The following is an 18783-nucleotide window of genomic DNA, read 5'->3' on the forward strand; positions in this document are numbered from 1 at the left end:
TAGTGATGAAATGATGAATTTCAAGGCTGTTTGGCTGCCGTTTGTAAGGCTCTATGGTAGATTGGTGCAAATTACCGCCAGATGGCACGTAACGCCAACCTTTTGGTGTGGATGATTCTGTTAGAATCGGCAATTATTTTTTTAATTAGATCAGCGCTAATACTGCTTCACAACAAGGAATGCAAATGAAGAAATTGCTCCCCATCCTTATCGGCCTGAGCCTGACGGGCTTCAGTGCAATGAGCCAGGCGGAAAACCTGTTACAGGTCTACCAGCAGGCACGTCTGGGCAACCCTGATTTACGTAAATCAGCGGCCGATCGTGATGCTGCGTTTGAAAAGATTAACGAAGCACGTAGCCCACTGCTGCCGCAGTTAGGCTTAGGTGCAGATTATACCTACAGCAACGGTTTCCGCGACGCTAACGGCGTTAACTCCAATGCTACCAGCGCCTCACTGCAATTGACACAAACGCTGTTTGATATGTCCAAATGGCGCGCCCTGACCCTGCAGGAAAAGAGCGCGGGCATTCAGGATGTGACCTATCAGACCGACCAGCAAACGCTGATCCTGAACACGGCCACAGCTTACTTTAACGTGCTGAGCGCGATCGACGCGCTCTCCTACACCGAAGCGCAGAAACAGGCCATTTACCGTCAGTTAGATCAAACCACCCAGCGTTTCAACGTGGGTCTGGTGGCGATCACCGACGTGCAGAACGCCCGTTCACAGTACGACACCGTGCTGGCCAACGAAGTGACCGCGCGTAACAACCTCGATAACGCGCTGGAATCCCTGCGTCAGGTCACCGGGAATTACTATCCGGAACTGGCCTCCCTGAACGTGGACAACTTCAAAACGGATAAACCGCAGGCGGTTAACGCCCTGTTGAAAGAGGCGGAAAACCGCAACCTGACGTTGCTGCAGGCGCGTCTGAGCCAGGACCTTGCCCGCGAGCAGATTCGTCAGGCACAGGACGGCCACCTGCCAACCCTGAGCCTGACCGCGTCTACCGGTGTATCGGATACCAGCTATAGCGGTTCCAAAACCCACGGAGCTAGCGCTTCAGCGTATGACGATAAAAATAATGGAGAGAACCAGGTTGGCCTGAGCTTCTCCCTGCCACTGTATCAGGGCGGTCAGGTCAACTCTCAGGTGAAACAGGCGCAGTACAACTTTGTGGGCGCGAGCGAGCAGCTGGAAAGCGCGCACCGCAACGTGGTGCAGACCGTGCGTTCTTCCTTCAACAACGTGAACGCGTCGATCAGCAGCATCAACGCCTATAAACAGGCCGTGGTGTCTGCACAGAGCTCCCTGGATGCGATGGAAGCGGGTTACTCCGTCGGTACACGTACTATCGTTGACGTGCTGGACGCGACCACCACGCTGTACAACGCCAAACAGCAGCTCTCCAGCGCTCGTTACCAGTACCTGATTAACCAGCTGAACATCAAACAGGCTCTGGGTACGCTGAACGAGCAGGATCTGCAGATGCTGAACAGCGCGCTGGGCAAACCGGTCTCGACTTCTCCGGACAGTGTTGCACCAGAGAACCCGGAGCAGGTAGCCGCGGTTGATAACTTCAACGCTGACAGCAGCGCGCCTGCTGCACAGCCAGCCGCTGCGCGTACCACGACGTCCGCCAGCAAAGGCAATAATCCGTTCCGTAACTAAGCATTGCCCGATGGCGCTTCGCTTATCGGGCCTACTGAATCGTAGGCCGGGTCAGCGCAGCGCCACCTGGCGCAAAATCACACCTGAACGTAAGCCAACGTAAAGATCCCCCTGATTCCGCCCCTCTTCGCTTCATTTTCAACCACTCATCCTCTATCCTGAGCGTTATTACCACTGGGTCCTGGAAGACAAACATGAAACGGACAAAATCCATTAATCACGCGTCGTTCCGCAAAAGCTGGAACGCCCGTCATCTCACCCCTGTTGCGCTGGCGGTCACCGCTGTCTTTATGCTGGCAGGCTGTGAGAAAAACGACGAAACGGTTTCGCTGTATCAAAATGCAGACGACTGCTCTGCGGCAACCGGTAAAGCCGCCGAATGTAAGACGGCCTACACCAATGCCCTGAAAGAAGCGGAACGTACCGCGCCGAAATATGCCTCACGCGAAGACTGCGTGGCCGAGTTCGGTGAAGGACAGTGCCAGCAGACGCCTGCTCAGGCGGGCACGGCGCCAGAAAATCAGGCGCAGGCGCAGTCCAGCGGCAGCTTCTGGATGCCGCTGATGGCTGGCTACATGATGGGCCGCCTGATGGGTGGCGGTGCGGGTTATCAGCAGCAGCCGCTGTTTAGCTCGAAAAACCCGGCCAGCCCGGCTTACGGCCAATACACCGATGCCAGCGGCAAAGGCTACGGCGCAGCTACCCCAGGCCGCACCGTGACCGTACCGAAAACGGCAATGGCACCGAAACCGGCCACCACCAGCACCATCACCCGCGGCGGATTTGGTGAGTCTGTGGCGAAACAGACCAGCATGCAGCGTAGCGCGACAGGCACCTCTTCTCGCTCAATGGGCGGCTGATCATGGAACGAGTCAGTATTACCGAGCGCCCGGACTGGCGCGAAAAAGCCACCGAATACGGTTTTAACTTCCACACCATGTACGGTGAGCCGTACTGGTGTGAAGACGCCTATTACAGGCTGTCGCTGGCCCAGGTTGAAAAACTGGAAGCGGTGACGGCCGAGCTGCACCAGATGTGCCTGAAGGTCGTGGAAAAGGTTATCGACAGCGACGCGCTGATGGCAAAGTTCCGCATTCCAAAGCACACCTGGGGCTTTGTACGTCAGTCGTGGAAAACGAATCAGCCTTCGCTTTACTCTCGTCTTGATCTGGCATGGGACGGCGTGGGTGAACCTAAGCTGCTGGAAAACAACGCCGATACGCCGACCTCCCTGTACGAAGCGGCGTTCTTCCAGTGGATCTGGCTGGAAGACCAGATGAACGCCGGAAACCTGCCGGAAGGCAGCGACCAGTTCAACAGCCTGCAGGAAAAGCTGATCGAGCGTTTTGCCGAGCTGCGCGAACAGCATGGCTTCAACCTGCTGCATCTCGCCTGCTGCCGCGACACGGAAGAAGACCGTGGCACGGTTCAGTATCTGCAGGACTGTGCGGCCGAAGCAGAAGTGGCGACCGAGTTCCTCTATATCGAGGATATCGGCCTGGGTGAGAAAGGTCAGTTTACCGACATGCAAGACCAGGTGATCAGTAACCTGTTCAAACTCTACCCGTGGGAATACATGCTGCGTGAAATGTTCTCCACCAAGCTGGAAGATGCGGGTGTACGCTGGCTGGAACCGGCCTGGAAGAGCATTATCTCCAACAAAGCCCTGCTGCCGATGCTGTGGGAGATGTTCCCGAACCACCCGAACCTGCTGCCGGCCTACTTTGCGGAAGATGATTACCCGCAAATGGAAAAATATGTCGTGAAGCCTATCTTCTCCCGCGAGGGGGCAAACGTCTCCATTATCGAAAACGGTAAAACGCTGGAAGCGGTTGAAGGACCTTACGGCGAAGAAGGGATGATCGTCCAGGAGTTCTATCAACTGCCGAAATTTGGCGACAGTTATACGCTGATTGGCAGCTGGCTCATCAACGATCAACCTGCCGGAATTGGCATCCGCGAAGATCGCGCGCTGATCACGCAGGATCTGTCACGGTTTTATCCGCACATCTTCGTCGAATAAGGCTCGCCCGGTGGCGCTACGCTTACCGGGCCTACGCTCGATATGTAAGGCCGGGTAAGGCGAAGCCGCCACCCGGCATGTTTTTTACCCCACCTGCACCGACAGCATACTCAAACTCCCCATCTCAATACCGTCGACCGGGATCGTAATCGGCTCTCCTCCATCCCATGCGCCAAGAACGTACAGCAGCGGCAGGAAATGCTCCGGCGTCGGGTTAGAGAGCGAACCGCCCTCGTGATCCAGATAGTTCACCAGCGGATGCTCCTCCACCGGGCCCTGCCAGGACAGGTTCGCTTTTACAAAGTCGTTAAACGATGTTGCCCACGGGTACGGGGTATTTTCACCGTGCCAGCGTGCCGTGCGAAGGTTATGCACCACGTTGCCGCTCGCCACCAGCCTGATGCCTTCATCACGAAGCGAAGCCAGCTTGCGCCCCATCTCCATGTGCCAGGCGGCCGGTTTGGTGCTGTCGATGCTCAGCTGCACCATCGGGATATCCGCATCAGGGTACATTTTGATCAGCACGCCCCACGAGCCATGGTCAAAGCCCCAGGCTTCTTTATCCAGCGCGACCGGGACAGGTGCCAGCAAATCAACCAGCTTCTGTGCCAGCTCAGGCGAGCCGGGGGCCGGATAATGTGTGTCATACAGCGCCTGCGGGAAGCCGCCGAAATCATGAATGGTTTTTGGCGTTTCCATGGCGGTCACGCCCGTCCCACGGGTAAACCAGTGTGCAGACACCACCACAATCGCTTTTGGACGCGGCAACGTTTCGCCCAGATGATGCCATGCGCGGGTATAGACGTTATCTTCCAGCACGTTCATGGGGCTACCGTGGCCTAAAAACAGGGCTGGCATACGGGAAGTAGTCATGGTGATATCCTTACAGAAGGTGTCAATTTAATGGTGCTACATTACGCGCAATCGGGCCAGGAAGAACGCTGATAAGCGTGAAGATCATCATCAGGAAATTTGAATGTAAGGAATGTGTAAAACAGCGTTCCCTCTCTCGCTTTACGCGTAGTGAATCATTAGGATTAATGAGAATCATTATCATAAGGAGCAATGCATGTCAGTCCCCTTGATCCTGACCATCCTGGCGGGCGCCGCAACCTTTATCGGTGCACTCCTCGGCGTGCTTGGCCAGAAGCCGTCTAACCGCGTACTGGCCTTTTCACTGGGCTTTGCTGCCGGGATCATGCTGCTTATCTCCCTGATGGAGATGCTCCCCGCCGCGTTGGGCACAGAGGGCATGTCTCCGCTGCTGGGTTACGGTATGTTTGTCTTTGGCCTGCTGGGGTACTTTGCTCTTGACCGTATGCTACCGCACGCGCATCCGCAGGATTTAATGCAGAAAAACATTACCCCCATGCCGCGGAATATTAAGCGCACGGCGATTCTGCTGACGCTGGGCATCAGCCTGCATAACTTCCCGGAAGGGGTCGCCACCTATGTGACGGCCAGCAGTAATCTTGAGATGGGCTTCGGCATCGCGCTGGCGGTCGCCTTACACAATATTCCTGAAGGACTGGCCGTTGCCGGGCCGGTTTATGCCGCCACGGGTTCAAAGCGAACGGCCGTGTTTTGGGCAGGGATATCCGGCATGGCTGAAATTCTTGGCGGCGTGCTGGCCTGGCTGATCCTTGGCAGCCTGGTCTCGCCTGTTGTGATGGCGGCCATCATGGCAGCGGTGGCCGGGATTATGGTCGCGCTTTCGGTGGATGAACTGATGCCGCTGGCGAAAGAGATTGACCCGAACAACAACCCCAGTTACGGCGTGCTGTGCGGAATGTCGGTGATGGGGTTCAGCCTGGTATTGCTGCAGACGGCAGGAATTGGGTAAAAAAACGCCGGGATGTCCCGGCGTTTTATCATCAGCTGGCTTTGCGCTCGTGCGCCTGCCGATACTCGATCAGATCTTCAATCGTCACGACCGGCATGTTGTGCAGACGTGCGAAGGTGATGCACTCTGGCGCACGCGCCATGGTGCCGTCGTCGTTGGTCAGTTCACACAGCACGCCAGCGGGTTTGAAGCCTGCCAGCGTCACCAGATCGATGGTCGCTTCGGTGTGACCACCACGGGTCAGCACGCCGCCCGCCTGCGCACGCAGTGGGAAGACGTGGCCAGGACGGTGCAGATCGGAAGGTTTTGCGTCATCGGCGATGGCGGCACGGACGGTGGTCAGACGGTCAGCCGCCGATACACCGGTGGTCACGCCATGCGCGGCTTCGATGGTCACGGTAAAACCGGTTCCGAAGGCGCTGGTGTTGTTCTCAACCATCATTGGCAGCTCAAGCTGCTTACGACGGTCTTCAGTAATACACAGGCATACGATGCCGCTGCCGTGACGGATGGTCAGCGCCATCTGTTCAACGGTCATGTTTTCGGCGGCGAAAATCATGTCGCCTTCGTTTTCACGGTTTTCATCGTCAAGCACCATCACACCGCGACCTTCGCGCAGCGCATCCAGTGCATGTTCAACACGTTGAGTTGAAGTGCCAAAAGAGGAAAGTAGCGTCTGATTCATGGTAAAAAAACCTCATTAACATTATGGTTACCAGAATCAGGGCAGTCTTAGGAGCGCCGTATTATAAGCGGCAAAAAGATAACGTGAGCGGGCCCATGCCCGACTGGATCGTTACTCTCTCCCATCCGGACTCTAACCGTCGGCCCCGGAATTACACCGGATCTGCTGACCTTTGAGAATGCACCCAAAGCGCTCGCGGGCTTTCAGCGTGACGCTGATTTACCGCCGGTGGGGAATTTCGCCCCGCCCTGAGAATAAGCGAGATAACTATAACGCTATTGATTAACCTGGGCAATGCATAAGCATCAAACAATTTTGTTTACCCCGGGCATGACGCGCTACAATGGACACTAACACCTTTCCATCAAGGGAAACGACAATGATTGACCCGAAAAAAATTGAGCAGATCGCGCGTCAGGTCCATGAATCCATGCCAAAAGGCATTCGTGAATTTGGTGATGACGTTGAGAAGAAAATCCGCCAGACGCTGCAGGCGCAGTTGGTTCGCCTTGATTTAGTCAGCCGCGAAGAGTTTGACGTGCAGACGCAGGTGCTGCTGCGCACCCGCGAGAAGCTGGCGCTGCTGGAACAGCGTCTGACCGAGCTGGAAAACCGTAATACGCCGGAAGAAGTGAAGCCGGCCCCGGCGATTCCGCCGGTGGATGACCAGGCCTAAGTGCGGCCTGTTGTGCCCGGTGGCAGCTACGCCTTACCGGGCCTACATGAACGCGTAGGTCGGGTAAGGCGCAGCCGTCACCCGACATAAAAAAACGGGCCAACTGGCCCGTTTTTTACTGACTGTCTTTCTGGATCTTCTTAATGATGTTGGTGGTTGAACACCCGTCTTCAAAGTTCAGCACCATCACTTCGCCGCCGTTGGCCCAGACCTCTTCGCTGCCCGCGATTTGCTCCGGTTTGTAATCCCCACCTTTCACCAGCAGATCCGGCAGAATTCCGGCAATCAGGCGCTGCGGTGTGTCTTCCTCAAATGACACCACCCAGTCCACCGCTTCCAGCGCGCCGAGGACGATCATGCGCTGTTCCAGCGGGTTCACCGGGCGCGTTTCGCCCTTCAGACGTTTCGTCGAGGCATCGCTGTTCACCGCCACAATCAGGCGATCGCCCAGCTTACGCGCATTCGCCAGATAAGAGACATGGCCCGCGTGCAGGATGTCGAACACACCGTTGGTCATCACCACTTTCTCACCGCGCTTGCGCGCAGCGGCGACGGCCACTTTCAGCTCGTCTTCGCTCATGACGCCAAAACCGGTATCGGCACGACCGCGCACCGCGTTTTCCAGCTCGATGGGCGAAACGGTAGAAGTACCGAGTTTCCCGACGACTACGCCTGCCGCCGCGTTGGCAAAATAGCACGCCTCTTCCAGAGAGTTACCCGCGGCCAGGGTTGCCGCCAGCACGCCAATCACCGTATCACCGGCACCAGTCACGTCGTACACCTCCTGCGCCTGAGTCGGCATATGCAGCGGCGCTTTACCCGGTTGCAGCAGGGTCATCCCCTGCTCGGAGCGGGTGACCAGCAGCGCAGAGAGTTCGAAGTCAGCAATGATTTTCATGCCGCGCTCGACGATCTCGGCTTCGGTCTTGCATTTGCCCGCCACCGCTTCAAACTCAGAGAGGTTAGGCGTCAGCAACGTTGCGCCACGGTAACGCTCAAAGTCCGTCCCTTTCGGGTCGATCAGCACCGGCACATTGGCTTTGCGCGCCAGCTGGATCATCGTCTGCACGCTCGCCAGCGCGCCTTTGGCGTAGTCGGACAGCACCAGCGCGCCGATATTGCTCAGCGCCTGGTTGATGCGCTCGTGCAGCGGCTCAGGATCAACCCCTTCGAACCCTTCTTCAAAGTCGAGACGGATCAGCTGCTGGTTACGCGACAATACGCGCAGCTTGGTAATGGTCGGGTGTGTCGGAACAGAAACGAAGTCGCACTTCACGTTCACGTCCGCCAGCGACTTGCTCAGCGCACGCGCCGCATCGTCAATGCCGGTCAGGCCCACCAGACGCGAATGCGCGCCCAGAGAAGCAATGTTCATCGCCACGTTTGCCGCGCCGCCGGGACGCTCTTCAATGGTGTCGACCTTAACCACCGGTACCGGTGCTTCCGGAGAGATGCGGCTGGTCGGCCCATACCAGTAGCGATCCAGCATCACATCCCCAACAACCATTACTCCAGCACGTTCAAACTCTGGCAGTGTTACTTTCATTCCTGACTCCAGAAAGATTCACAATTTGCGCGCGATAATATCACACTTGTTTTGTTACGCACGGTTCCACCAGCCACTTCTGCCAGCTGGCCGTTACCTGAGCGCGTTCAGCGGTGAAACAGTCCAGCGCCACATGCCCAGGCTGCTCCTGCAACGCCAGATGATGAAGTTCATCGCGCAGCGTGGTGTAGGCGCGGGTTAAGGCCAGCGCCTCCTGCTCGTCCATGATGTCGTTTTGCGCCAGCAGTTCCAGAATGCGCACGTTATCCGACCAGCGCGTCAGCTTCGGCTTGTCGTGCGCGTGGAGCAGCACCAGATACTGGGTAATAAACTCGATATCGGTAATACCGCCCTCGTCGGCTTTGATATCAAAGCGATCGCGGTGTTTATTGCCCAGATGCGCGCGCATTTTTTCACGCATCTCGCGCACTTCGGTCTGCAGCGTACTGCCCTCACGCGGGGTGGTCATGACCTCCTTACGGATAGCGTCGAACTGCGTTTTGAGCTGCGGATCGCCATACACCACGCGGGCGCGCACCAGCGCCTGATGCTCCCACGTCCAGGCTTCATTCTTCTGATAATCGGCGAAGGATTCCGTCGAGGTGACCAGCATCCCCGCCGCACCGGACGGGCGCAGGCGGGCATCCACTTCATACAAAATGCCCGACGAGGTGCGGGTACTGAACAGATGCATGATGCGCTGCGCCAGACGCAGGTAGAACTGACGCCCGTCAATCTCGCGCTCGCCGTCGGTCATCACGTCGACCGGGCAGTCGTGCAGGAAGATCAAATCCAGATCGGAGCTATAGCCCAATTCCCAGCCGCCGAGCTTGCCGTAGCCTACCACCGCGAAGCCGCGACCTTCACGATCGCCCAGATGTTTCGGCTGGCCGTAGCGCGCCACCATCTGCACCCATGCCTGCTGCACCACCGCGTCGATGATCGCTTCCGCAAGCCAGGTTAAGTGATCGCTCACTTTCATCACCGGCAGCGTCCCGGCGATATCCGCCGCCGCCACGCGCAGCATCTGCGCCTGCTTAAACTGACGCAGCGCCTCCAGCTGTTGCTCCTCGTCCTCTTCCGGCACGCGCAGCAGATACTGACGCAGCTCGTCCCGGTAGGCATCGGTTGCCGTCGGCTGATAGAGGGTATTTGGATCAAGCAGCTCATCCAGCAGCAGCGGGTAACGCGCCAGCTTGTTGGCCACCATCGGCGAGGCGGCGCAGAGCGTAATCAGGTGCTTCAGCGCGCCGGGGAACTCGCTCAGCAGTTCAAGATAGGTGGTGCGCGTGATAATGCCACTCAGCAGCGGCATCATGCGTGACAGAGGCACCGGCGCATCTGCCCGCGAACAGACCTCGCTCAGCAGGTGCGGCATCAGGTGATCCAGCACCTGGCGCCCGCGCGGCCCAATGGCGCGTTTGTTCAGTTCGAGACGGAAATCGGCAATCAGCGCCACCACGCGATGGCGCGCGTCGTCGGTTAAGTGCGTCAGCACCGGCGTGGTGTCATCCTCCTGGAGCGCGTCCTGCCACAGCTCGCGCCAGTGTTCGGAAAGCGCATCGTCCTGCGATTCGCTTTCATCATCACCGATCAGCTCGTTAAAGATTCGGCGCACGCCTGCCATATGGGCATCGAGCCGTTCGGTCAGCATTGACCAGTCGTCCACGCGCATTCCCCACGCCAGACGCGCCCGGTTAAGGTCATCGCCCGGCAGGGTCTGGGTCTGTTCGTCATTGATGCTTTGCAGCAGGTTTTCCAGACGACGCAGGAACAGGTAGGCCTCGCGCAGAGTGTGCGCATCGCCGTCCGGCAGAAGATGCAGTTGCTCAATCGCTGACAGCGTCGGCAGCAGCGAGCGGGACTGTAGCGACGGCTCGCGTCCGCCGCGAATAAGCTGGAAGACCTGAACGATAAATTCAATTTCGCGGATGCCGCCTGCGCCAAGCTTGATATTGTCCTTCAGGCCGCGGCGGCGCACCTCACGGGCGATCATCCCTTTCATATTACGCAGGGACTGGATGACGCTGAAATCGATATAACGACGGAAGACAAACGGGCGCAGCATGGCGCGCAGCTCGTTGGCATAGGCATCGTCGCTGTCGCCCATGATCCGCGCTTTGACCATCGCGTAACGCTCCCAGTCGCGCCCTTGCTCCTGGTAATAATCTTCCAGCGCCGCAAAGCTCAGCACCAGCGGGCCGCTGTCGCCAAACGGACGCAGGCGCATGTCCACACGGTAGACAAACCCGTCCTGGGTGGGTTGATCCAGCGCCTTAATCAGACGCTGACCGAGACGGGTAAAGAACTGGGCATTGTCCAGCTCGCGACGCCCGCCGCGCGTAGAGCCGTTCTCCGGCCAGGCAAAAATCAGGTCGATATCGGAGGAGAAATTCAGTTCGCAGCCGCCCAGCTTGCCCATCCCCAGGATCAACAGTGGCTGAGGAACCCCTTCCTCGCTGCACGGCGTGCCCCACTCTTTACAGCAGGCGGCGTAGAGCCAGTCTCGCGCGGCGACAATCAACGTTTGCGCCAGCTCGCTTAACTGCTGCAGCGTGCTCTCTTCACTCACGATTTCCAGCGCCTGCGCCCAGGCAATGCGCACCATCACCCGACGGCGGAACTGGCGCAGGACGCGCATCAGCGCGGCCTCATCCGCAACGTCTTCGAGTGCAGTCTGCAGCCAGCCAGCATAGTGCCGCCACTCATCTGCCTGCGGCGGTGCGTTTTCAAGTTCCGCCAGCCAGTCCGGATTGGCGGTAATACTTTCTTGCACAAAGTCACTGAAGGCGAGCACGCTCTTCGCCTGTTCGCTTAACGATGACGCCGGTAATGACTCAGGCAGACGTTCGCAAACGGTCTGCCACTGCTGCTGTAACTGCGAAGAAAGCGGCATTTTAGGGGTTCCTTGCCAGAGTTAACGTTTTCCGCTGTGCAGCCAGAACGGCTCCTGCGAAATGGCCTCGTTACGGAAATGCTCTATCTCAATATGCTGACGGGTTTCAATGGCATGCTTCAGCCCCTGCCAGTTTTCCAGCCACGCCTGCGCCTTTGGACCGTCGTAAGCGCCGGAGAGGAGCAGCATGCTGTCGATGTTGCGCGAAAGACGAGGGAGCTGATCGCCATACCGATCGCCCAGCGGATAGGCAAAGGTGTTTTTCAGCTCGGCGGCATGACGGGAGAGATGAATATCCGCAAAACGCTTAAAGTTTTCCGCGATTTTGGCCTGCGCTTTCGCATCCAGGAAAGCGCGCCAGCCGCGCGTCACCAGGAACTCGGTCAGTGCGAGTTTTGCCGTTGCGGTTTGCGGGCTGTAGATCGCCGTTTGCGCCGAGACGTCGGAAAGCATCAGCGTTTCGGTTTGCGTCAGCAGATCACGTAAGTGAGCGCTCGCTTTTCGAGGAACGATGCCGCCGAAGAGCGCCAGGGTATGGCGCACCAGGGCAATAGCCGACAGCACGTGGTATTTGGCGTGTTTCACGTTTCGCACCCACAGCTCTTCATGGTACTGCCACTGAGAAAGCGCCAGTTCCAGTGCGGCTTCCAGTCCCTGCTCAACGCTGGCTTTCGGCGCAACGTGCAAAATGGTTGTCTCTTTCAGCGCACGTGGCGCATTCCCGGCGGCCAGATGGTAGCCCCGCGCGGCTTTGCTCAGGCTCCCCTGGCGCAATCCGGACTGGTTCACCAGCTTGCGCGCCAGCTTCAGCACATCGTTCGCATCCCCTTCCAGCAACTCAAGCTCCAGTTCGCAAATCGGCTCCTGGAACTCACCCGCCTTCACATCACCCAAATCAAGGGCGATTTCAATGCGGCTTTTGCCTTCTGTCACCAGCCATTTTTCGCGCCAGAAATCGGTGCTGAACAGCGGTTGCACCTGTTCCGCGAGGGTGGAAGGCAGCACACCTTCCGGCCAGACTTCGGCCGGAAAACGTTCCAGCTCAAGTTCTGGCTTATTGATGTCGATATTATATTCCGGACGCTGATGTAACCCGCCGACCACGCGGCCGGCAATTTTCATCGTCATCTCGTAGCGTCCACTTGCGCCGCGGATGCGCAGCCCCATATCGTGGCGGCGCAGCCAGTTGTCTGGCGTTTCGTAATAGATATTAAGCAGTTGTACCGGTGCATGGTGTTCGCCGGAAAGCGTATGCAGATGCTGGCGGAGTGCGTCAACGCTGTCTTTTTCGACGATAAATTTTAATTCGATTTCCTGAGCCATAGCCTTGTACTTTTGCGGGCGTCACAGACGCGTCAATGAGGGCGAACTTCCTCGCCATTTATTTGTCAGTACATAGTATTTTGCGCCAAATTGCCATGCAATGAGCAATTTGACGGGCGTAAATGTGTAGAGTCGTGACACAGATGATTCTGATTGCTGACGAATGCTTTGCGTAGAGACACTGTTGCCACTACTATCGTTCCACTTTTTATGAAAATAACGACTAATGATGCTTAAATTACGCCTGATTGGACTTACTTTACTCGCTTTTAGCGCCGCAACCGCCGTGCACGCTGAAGAGAAGCGTTACGTTTCTGACGAACTGAACACCTGGGTACGCAGTGGCCCCGGAGATAATTATCGCCTCGTGGGCACGGTAAATGCCGGCGAGGAAGTGACGCTGTTACAGACCAACGCGGAGACCAATTACGGTCAGGTTCGCGACAGTTCCGGCCGTACGTCCTGGATCCCGCTGAAAGAGCTGAGCACCGTGCCAAGCCTGCGCACCCGCGTGCCGGATCTGGAAAACCAGGTAAAAACCCTGACCGACAAGCTGAACAACATCGACGGCACCTGGAACCAGCGCACCGCTGAAATGCAGCAGAAAGTGGCGCAGAGCGACGGGGTGATTAACGGTCTGAAAGAAGAGAACCAGAAACTGAAAAACGAGCTGATTGTCGCGCAGAAGAAAGTGAATGCCGCCAATCTGCAGCTCGATGACAAACAGCGCACCATCATCATGCAGTGGTTTATGTATGGCGGCGGCGTGCTGGGCGTAGGTCTGGTGCTGGGTCTGGTTCTGCCGCATCTGATCCCAAGCCGTAAGCGTAAAGACCGCTGGATGAACTAATTCGTCTTCTCTGCCAGACTTACGTATTATCCTGGAAAAGAGAAAACAGGAGTGTAAGGCGTGAAGAGTTATCTGGTCGGTGGTGCGGTACGTGATGCGTTGTTAGGTCTGCCGGTCAAAGATAAAGACTGGGTGGTGGTAGGCGCCACCCCGGAAGAGATGCTCGACGCGGGCTACCAGCAGGTAGGCCGCGATTTTCCCGTGTTTCTGCACCCGCAAAGCCGCGAAGAGTACGCCCTGGCGCGTACCGAGCGGAAATCGGGCTCGGGCTATACCGGCTTCACCTGCTATGCCGCGCCGGACGTGACGCTGGAGCAAGACCTTCTGCGTCGCGATCTCACCATCAACGCGCTGGCGCAGGACGAGAACGGCCAGATCGTTGACGCGTATGGCGGCCAGGACGATCTGCGCAACCGTCTTTTACGTCACGTCTCCCCGGCGTTTTCTGAAGATCCGCTGCGCGTGCTGCGCGTGGCGCGCTTTGCCGCACGGTACGCTCATCTCAGCTTCCGGATTGCCGATGAGACAATGGCGCTGATGACCGCCATGACTGAAGCCGGCGAGCTTGCACATCTGACGCCAGAGCGTGTCTGGAAAGAGACGGAAAATGCCCTCACCACCCGCAACCCGCAGGTCTTTTTCCAGGTTCTGCGCGACTGTGGCGCGCTGAAGGTGCTGTTTCCGGAAATAGACGCGCTGTTTGGCGTCCCCGCGCCAGCGAAATGGCACCCGGAAATTGACACCGGCGTGCATACGCTTATGACGCTCAGCATGGCGGCCATGCTGAGCCCGGACGTGGACGTGCGCTTTTCCACCCTGTGCCACGATCTGGGCAAAGGCTTAACGCCAAAAGAATTCTGGCCTCGCCATCACGGTCATGGCCCGGCGGGGGTGAAGCTGGTCGAGGGGCTGTGTCAGCGTCTGCGCGTCCCGAACGAGATCCGCGATCTGGCGAAACTGGTGGCCGAGTTCCACGACCTGATCCACACCTTCCCGATCCTGAAACCGGCCACCATCGTCAAGCTGTTCGATAACATCGACGCCTGGCGCAAACCCCAGCGCGTGGAGCAGATCGCGCTCACCAGCGAGGCTGACGTGCGCGGGCGCACCGGGTTTGAAGCCTGTGACTATCCGCAAGGGCGATTGCTGCGGGCGGCGTGGAACGTGGCAAAAGCCGTGCCAACGAAAGACGTTGTCGAGGCGGGATTCAAAGGACCGGAGATCCGGGAAGAGCTGACAAAACGGCGAATTCAGGCGGTATCAGACTGGAAGGAAAAGCATTGCCCTCAGCCAAAAGACTGAGGGCAGTCGGTCAGAAGAAGACCACGTACACCGCAGCCGCGACAATAAAGCGATAGATCGCGAACGGAATAAACGAGATACGCTTAATCAGCTGCAGGAAGGTTTTGATGGCAATCAGCGCCACGATAAACGCGGTGATGAAGCCAACGGCGAACATCGGAATGTCGCCGGTGGTCAGGAAACCAATGCTTTTATAGAGGTCAAGCGCGGTGGCGCCCATCATCATCGGCACGGCCAGCAGGAACGAAAACTCTGACGCGGCGTAACGGCTCACGCCCATCAGCATCCCGCCGGAAATGGTGGCACCAGAACGCGAGAAGCCCGGCCACAGCGCCAGGCACTGGAAGCAGCCAATGATAAACGCCTGACGATACGTCATATCATCCAGACCTTCCGCGCGCGGCGTTTTTGGCTTCAGCACTTCCGCGGCGATCAGCAGGAAGCCCCCTACCACCAGCGCGTACATCACGTTAATCGGGTTGAACAGTGATTTAATGGTGTCGTGGAATACCAGCCCCAGCACTACCGCCGGGAGCATGCCGAGCAGAATATGGATAAGCGTCAGACGGCCGGTACCTTCACCTTCGCGCTGAGGAAGACGACCAAAGTGGATCCCGATCAGGCCAAACAAACGACGCCAGAACATGACCACCACGGCCAGAATAGAACCCAGTTGAATGACCACTTCGAAGGTTTTTGCGGTATCGCCTTCAAAGCCCAGCAGATGGCCAACGATAATCATATGGCCGGTACTGGACACCGGTAAAAACTCCGTCAATCCTTCGACCACACCCAGTATTGCCGCCACCAGCAGCGAGTGCATATCGCTCATCTATAAACCCCTAAAAAGATATAAAAAAACGGTGCCCCATACGGACAACCGATAAAGATACAGTCCTGAGACCGGTATAACCTAAAATGGTTTAGCTATTATGACGTTAAATCTTTCCTTTCAGATTTGTGCCACGCTCGATGATGACCCCCACATTGGCGGCACGCGCCACCGCGCCCGGCTTGCTCAGTTTGATACGCACCCACGGTGAGTTGAATTTACTCAGCAGCAGTTCCGCGACCTCTTCCGCCACCCGCTCGACCAGCGCAAAACGTTGCCCTTCAACGTGGGCGATGACCGTTTCACTGATGTCGGCATAGCTCAGACAGTCATTCACGTCATCACTTTTTGCCGACTTGCGGTTATCCCAGCCCATTTCGATATCGAACACCAGCTTCTGCTCGATGGTCTGTTCCCAGTCGTAAACACCAATTGTGGTGATTACCGAAAGTTGCTCTATAAATACAATATCCATCACGACCTGCCTGCTTTTTGGCTAAACCGGATACCACTTCCGGCGAATTATGCGTATTATCCACAGATGCTGAGAATACAGATACATTTTCAAAACGGAACAGCGTTATGAGTGCAATCGCGCCTGGAATGATCCTCCTCGCCTACCTTTGCGGCTCAATCTCCAGCGCCATTCTGGTCTGCCGCATCGCCGGGTTACCTGACCCGCGTGAAAGTGGTTCCGGGAACCCGGGAGCGACCAACGTACTACGAATTGGCGGCAAGGGAGCAGCCGTAGCGGTTTTGGTTTTTGATGTTCTGAAAGGGATGCTACCCGTCTGGGGCGCGTATGCGCTGGGCGTCACGCCGTTCTGGCTGGGGCTGATTGCGATTGCCGCCTGCGTTGGCCACATCTGGCCCGTATTCTTCGGCTTTAAAGGTGGTAAAGGCGTGGCGACGGCCTTTGGTGCCATTGCGCCTATCGGCTGGGATCTGACCGGCGTGATGGCAGGCACCTGGCTGTTGACCATTCTTCTCAGCGGCTATTCGTCGCTGGGCGCCATCGTCAGCGCGCTGATCGCGCCGTTCTACGTCTGGTGGTTCAAACCGCAATTTACCTTCCCGGTGTCGATGCTCTCCTGCCTTATCCTGCTGCGCCATCACGATAATATTCAGCGCCTGTGGCGTCGTCAGGAGACCAAAATCTGGACGAAGCTCAAGAGGAAGAAAAAAGACGCTCAATAAGGTTAGTTATGCCTTATAGCCAAATGTGATTTTGGTCACCTTCTGCCTGTGGTAACTGTTAGAGACACAACACAACCACATCAGAAGAAAATGGCAGACATTACAGACTCCACTCCTCTTTCAACACCACGCCACGCAGCGGATGGCGATATCCAGTGGGTGCGCAGCGCCGCTGACGTTTCGCGGCTGGTCAATCACGGTTCGCAGGGACGGGCCAATGCACGCATCGTTATCGGCATCGCATTGGGCGGTATTTTTCTCGACGCCTACGACCTTGGTGCGCTGGCGTTCGGTATCAAAGACATCACCCGCGAATTTAACCTCACGCCAGCAGGCACCGGCATGGTGGCCTCGGCCATTACCTTTGGGGCCATTGTCGGGGCGCTGCTTGGCGGTTATCTTACGGACAAAATTGGCCGCTACCGGGTCTTTATGGCCGACATGCTCTTCTTCGTGGTGGCCGCCATTGCCTGCGCGCTGGCACCTAACGAATACGTGCTGGCGGGCGCCCGGTTTGTCATGGGGCTTGGGGTCGGGATCGACCTGCCCGTGGCGATGGCCTTTTTAAGCGAGTTTGCCAGGCTGAAAGGCCCGGGAAACAAAGCCTCCAGCGTCGCGATGTGGTGCCCCACCTGGTATGCCGCCATCAGCGTCTCCTATCTGCTGGTGCTCTTCTTCTACGCCGTGCTGCCGGAAAGCCACAGTGACTGGCTGTGGCGCCTGATCCTCGGTTTTGGCGCGGTGCCGGCGCTGGTGATTATTGCTATTCGTAGCCGCTATATGAGCGAATCGCCGGTCTGGGCGGCGAATCAGGGCAACCTGAAAGAGGCGGCGTCGATTTTACGCCAGTCGTATAACATCAATGCCCACGTACCGCAGGACGCGCTCAGCCAGCCAGCACCTGTCGTCAATAAAGCAAAATGGGCAAACTACCTGAACCTGTTTCGCGGCATCTATTTACGCCGTACGACGCTCGCCACGCTGCTGTCTGTGGTCTCCTCCTTCGCCTATAACGCCGTGGCGTTTGGTCTGCCGGTGATCATCTCCAGCTTCTTTGTTCAGTCGATGCTGACGACCATTCTGATTTCCCTGGTGCTTAACCTGCTGTTTGCCTTCGTCGGCGGGCTGCTGGCGGTACGCTACGTGCCGCGCTTCGGTGCCTGGCGGATGTCGCTTGCGGGCTACGCCTGCCAGCTGGTCGCGCTGCTCGGGCTGGCGCTGGTGGGGCGGCCTGAAGGCGCAACGGAAGGTGTGGTCGCCGTCGGCATGCTGGCCCTGTTCCTGTTCGGCCAGGGCTTTGGTCCGGGTGCGCATACCATGACGTTTGCCTCCCTGAGCTACCCGACCTCGCTGCGCGGCGTCGGCGTGGGTCTCAACCAGACGCTGATGCGCAGCAGTTCCACGCTGTCGCTGTTCCTTTTCCCGCTGCTGGTCGCATCCCTTGATACCGCCGTGTTCTGGGTGATTGCGCTGGCGCCGTTTATCGGCCTGGCCTCGCTGCTGGCGATCCGCTGGGAGCCGTCCGGGTATGACGTGGATGCGGAGGATTACCGCTAGTCTCATCGCCTTTCTTGCCGGGTGGCGCTGCGCTTACCCGGCCTGCATTAATCATATGAGCCGGTTTTTATCCATAAGCGACTCATATGACAGCCTTCAATTCTGCCAGGGCATACTGAAACGACCCCGATGATGAGCAGATGGATGCAGCATGTTAGCAGCTCAGGTCACTGATAATACGTATAAAGGCTGGCAGGCGTCGCTTGCCCTGCAGTTTTGTCACACCCCTGAGAAAACCCTCCTGCACTCCGCTCATCACCTCGGGCCGCTAACCGTTCAGCGGCCGTTTTATCCTGAAGGTGAAACCTGCCACCTCTATCTGTTGCACCCACCTGGTGGCGTTGTGGGCGGTGATACGCTGGATATTTCTGTGCGGCTGG

At 57.5% G+C, this 18783-nt stretch carries 16 protein-coding genes, 1 pseudogene and 1 riboswitch; of the genes and pseudogenes, 10 read left to right on the top strand and 7 right to left on the bottom strand.

What is annotated here, in order from left to right; genetic code table 11:
• Nucleotides 1-185: 185 nt before the first annotated feature.
• The 3 genes from tolC (at nt 186) to LDK53_RS05500 (ending at nt 3696) form a co-directional block, all read left to right on the top strand.
• The gene (gene tolC, locus LDK53_RS05490) at nt 186-1673 is read left to right on the top strand and encodes an outer membrane channel protein TolC (RefSeq protein WP_225284866.1); all 1488 of its coding nucleotides are present in this window, start codon (nt 186-188) and stop codon (nt 1671-1673) included.
• Nucleotides 1674-1867: 194 nt separating this feature from the next.
• Nucleotides 1868-2533, top strand: coding sequence for a DUF1190 family protein (locus tag LDK53_RS05495; RefSeq protein ID WP_025758515.1), 666 nt, complete (start codon nt 1868-1870; stop codon nt 2531-2533).
• A 2-nt stretch (nt 2534-2535) separates the two neighbouring features.
• Nucleotides 2536-3696 carry a glutathionylspermidine synthase family protein gene (locus LDK53_RS05500; protein WP_095451822.1) on the top strand — a complete coding sequence of 387 codons (1161 nt, stop codon included), beginning with the start codon at nt 2536-2538 and terminating at the stop codon, nt 3694-3696.
• Nucleotides 3697-3780: 84 nt separating this feature from the next.
• Here the strand turns inward: LDK53_RS05500 and ygiD are convergent, their stop codons facing one another.
• A complete protein-coding gene (ygiD, locus tag LDK53_RS05505) occupies nt 3781-4569 on the bottom strand; it encodes a 4,5-DOPA dioxygenase extradiol (protein WP_225284868.1) in 789 nt (262 codons plus the stop codon).
• A gap of 196 nt (nt 4570-4765) precedes the next feature.
• Between ygiD and zupT the strand changes: the two genes are divergently transcribed.
• Entirely contained in the window at nt 4766-5539 is a 774-nt protein-coding gene (zupT, locus tag LDK53_RS05510; protein WP_025758519.1) for a zinc transporter ZupT, read from the top strand.
• 31 nt (nt 5540-5570) lie between these two features.
• Here the strand turns inward: zupT and ribB are convergent, their stop codons facing one another.
• The gene (gene ribB / locus LDK53_RS05515) at nt 5571-6224 is read right to left on the bottom strand and encodes a 3,4-dihydroxy-2-butanone-4-phosphate synthase (protein ID WP_008502964.1); all 654 of its coding nucleotides are present in this window, start codon (nt 6222-6224) and stop codon (nt 5571-5573) included.
• A 109-nt stretch (nt 6225-6333) separates the two neighbouring features.
• Nucleotides 6334-6484: riboswitch (FMN riboswitch) on the bottom strand.
• 119 nt (nt 6485-6603) lie between these two features.
• Here ribB and ubiK point away from each other — a divergent pair.
• Nucleotides 6604-6900, top strand: a complete 297-nt coding sequence (gene ubiK, locus LDK53_RS05520) for a ubiquinone biosynthesis accessory factor UbiK (protein ID WP_013098757.1) — start codon at nt 6604-6606, stop codon at nt 6898-6900.
• Between the two features lie 115 nt (nt 6901-7015).
• On the opposite strand, the gene hldE is transcribed toward ubiK, so the two are convergent.
• The 3 genes from hldE to LDK53_RS05535 are packed head-to-tail and all read right to left on the bottom strand — an operon-like array spanning nt 7016 to nt 12665.
• Complete coding sequence (hldE, locus tag LDK53_RS05525; RefSeq protein WP_059384898.1) at nt 7016-8446, bottom strand: bifunctional D-glycero-beta-D-manno-heptose-7-phosphate kinase/D-glycero-beta-D-manno-heptose 1-phosphate adenylyltransferase HldE; 1431 nt, start codon at nt 8444-8446, stop codon at nt 7016-7018.
• A 40-nt stretch (nt 8447-8486) separates the two neighbouring features.
• Complete coding sequence (gene glnE / locus LDK53_RS05530; RefSeq protein ID WP_225284870.1) at nt 8487-11342, bottom strand: bifunctional [glutamate--ammonia ligase]-adenylyl-L-tyrosine phosphorylase/[glutamate--ammonia-ligase] adenylyltransferase; 2856 nt, start codon at nt 11340-11342, stop codon at nt 8487-8489.
• Nucleotides 11343-11363: 21 nt separating this feature from the next.
• Nucleotides 11364-12665, bottom strand: a complete 1302-nt coding sequence (locus LDK53_RS05535; RefSeq protein WP_225284872.1) for an inorganic triphosphatase — start codon at nt 12663-12665, stop codon at nt 11364-11366.
• 229 nt (nt 12666-12894) lie between these two features.
• On the opposite strand from LDK53_RS05535, the gene LDK53_RS05540 reads away from it, so the two are divergent.
• Nucleotides 12895-13515: a TIGR04211 family SH3 domain-containing protein gene (locus LDK53_RS05540; protein WP_025758524.1), complete on the top strand. Its 621-nt coding sequence runs from the start codon at nt 12895-12897 to the stop codon at nt 13513-13515.
• A 60-nt stretch (nt 13516-13575) separates the two neighbouring features.
• A complete protein-coding gene (locus LDK53_RS05545; RefSeq protein WP_045285915.1) occupies nt 13576-14817 on the top strand; it encodes a multifunctional CCA addition/repair protein in 1242 nt (413 codons plus the stop codon).
• A 10-nt stretch (nt 14818-14827) separates the two neighbouring features.
• Here the strand turns inward: LDK53_RS05545 and bacA are convergent, their stop codons facing one another.
• Entirely contained in the window at nt 14828-15649 is an 822-nt protein-coding gene (gene bacA, locus LDK53_RS05550; RefSeq protein WP_045285916.1) for an undecaprenyl-diphosphate phosphatase, read from the bottom strand.
• A 106-nt stretch (nt 15650-15755) separates the two neighbouring features.
• Entirely contained in the window at nt 15756-16124 is a 369-nt protein-coding gene (folB, locus tag LDK53_RS05555) for a bifunctional dihydroneopterin aldolase/7,8-dihydroneopterin epimerase (protein ID WP_025758528.1), read from the bottom strand.
• A 107-nt stretch (nt 16125-16231) separates the two neighbouring features.
• Here folB and plsY point away from each other — a divergent pair, with 107 nt between their 5' ends.
• The 3 genes and pseudogenes from plsY to LDK53_RS05570 all read left to right on the top strand — a co-directional run.
• Nucleotides 16232-16846, top strand: coding sequence for a glycerol-3-phosphate 1-O-acyltransferase PlsY (plsY, locus tag LDK53_RS05560; protein ID WP_025758529.1), 615 nt, complete (start codon nt 16232-16234; stop codon nt 16844-16846).
• Between the two features lie 90 nt (nt 16847-16936).
• On the top strand, nt 16937-18403 hold the full coding sequence (locus LDK53_RS05565; RefSeq protein ID WP_225284874.1) for an MFS transporter: 1467 nt from the start codon (nt 16937-16939) through the stop codon (nt 18401-18403).
• A 151-nt stretch (nt 18404-18554) separates the two neighbouring features.
• Nucleotides 18555-18783 (top strand): annotated as a pseudogene (locus tag LDK53_RS05570) (urease accessory protein UreD); the annotation flags it as partial.

Origin of the sequence: Enterobacter sp. K16B (assembly GCF_020216105.1) — a bacterium.
Lineage (GTDB): Bacteria > Pseudomonadota > Gammaproteobacteria > Enterobacterales > Enterobacteriaceae > Enterobacter > Enterobacter sichuanensis.

Excerpts from the sequence above, each read along its gene's own strand:
- tolC (WP_225284866.1), top strand. The coding sequence starts at position 186 with ATGAAGAAATTGCTCCCCATCCTTATCGGCCTGAGCCTGACGGGCTTC.
- LDK53_RS05495 (WP_025758515.1), top strand. The coding sequence starts at position 1,868 with ATGAAACGGACAAAATCCATTAATCACGCGTCGTTCCGCAAAAGCTGG.
- LDK53_RS05500 (WP_095451822.1), top strand. The coding sequence starts at position 2,536 with ATGGAACGAGTCAGTATTACCGAGCGCCCGGACTGGCGCGAAAAAGCC.
- ygiD (WP_225284868.1), bottom strand. The coding sequence starts at position 4,569 with ATGACTACTTCCCGTATGCCAGCCCTGTTTTTAGGCCACGGTAGCCCC.
- zupT (WP_025758519.1), top strand. The coding sequence starts at position 4,766 with ATGTCAGTCCCCTTGATCCTGACCATCCTGGCGGGCGCCGCAACCTTT.
- ribB (WP_008502964.1), bottom strand. The coding sequence starts at position 6,224 with ATGAATCAGACGCTACTTTCCTCTTTTGGCACTTCAACTCAACGTGTT.
- ubiK (WP_013098757.1), top strand. The coding sequence starts at position 6,604 with ATGATTGACCCGAAAAAAATTGAGCAGATCGCGCGTCAGGTCCATGAA.
- hldE (WP_059384898.1), bottom strand. The coding sequence starts at position 8,446 with ATGAAAGTAACACTGCCAGAGTTTGAACGTGCTGGAGTAATGGTTGTT.
- glnE (WP_225284870.1), bottom strand. The coding sequence starts at position 11,342 with ATGCCGCTTTCTTCGCAGTTACAGCAGCAGTGGCAGACCGTTTGCGAA.
- LDK53_RS05535 (WP_225284872.1), bottom strand. The coding sequence starts at position 12,665 with ATGGCTCAGGAAATCGAATTAAAATTTATCGTCGAAAAAGACAGCGTT.
- LDK53_RS05540 (WP_025758524.1), top strand. The coding sequence starts at position 12,895 with ATGCTTAAATTACGCCTGATTGGACTTACTTTACTCGCTTTTAGCGCC.
- bacA (WP_045285916.1), bottom strand. The coding sequence starts at position 15,649 with ATGAGCGATATGCACTCGCTGCTGGTGGCGGCAATACTGGGTGTGGTC.
- folB (WP_025758528.1), bottom strand. The coding sequence starts at position 16,124 with ATGGATATTGTATTTATAGAGCAACTTTCGGTAATCACCACAATTGGT.
- plsY (WP_025758529.1), top strand. The coding sequence starts at position 16,232 with ATGAGTGCAATCGCGCCTGGAATGATCCTCCTCGCCTACCTTTGCGGC.
- LDK53_RS05565 (WP_225284874.1), top strand. The coding sequence starts at position 16,937 with ATGGCAGACATTACAGACTCCACTCCTCTTTCAACACCACGCCACGCA.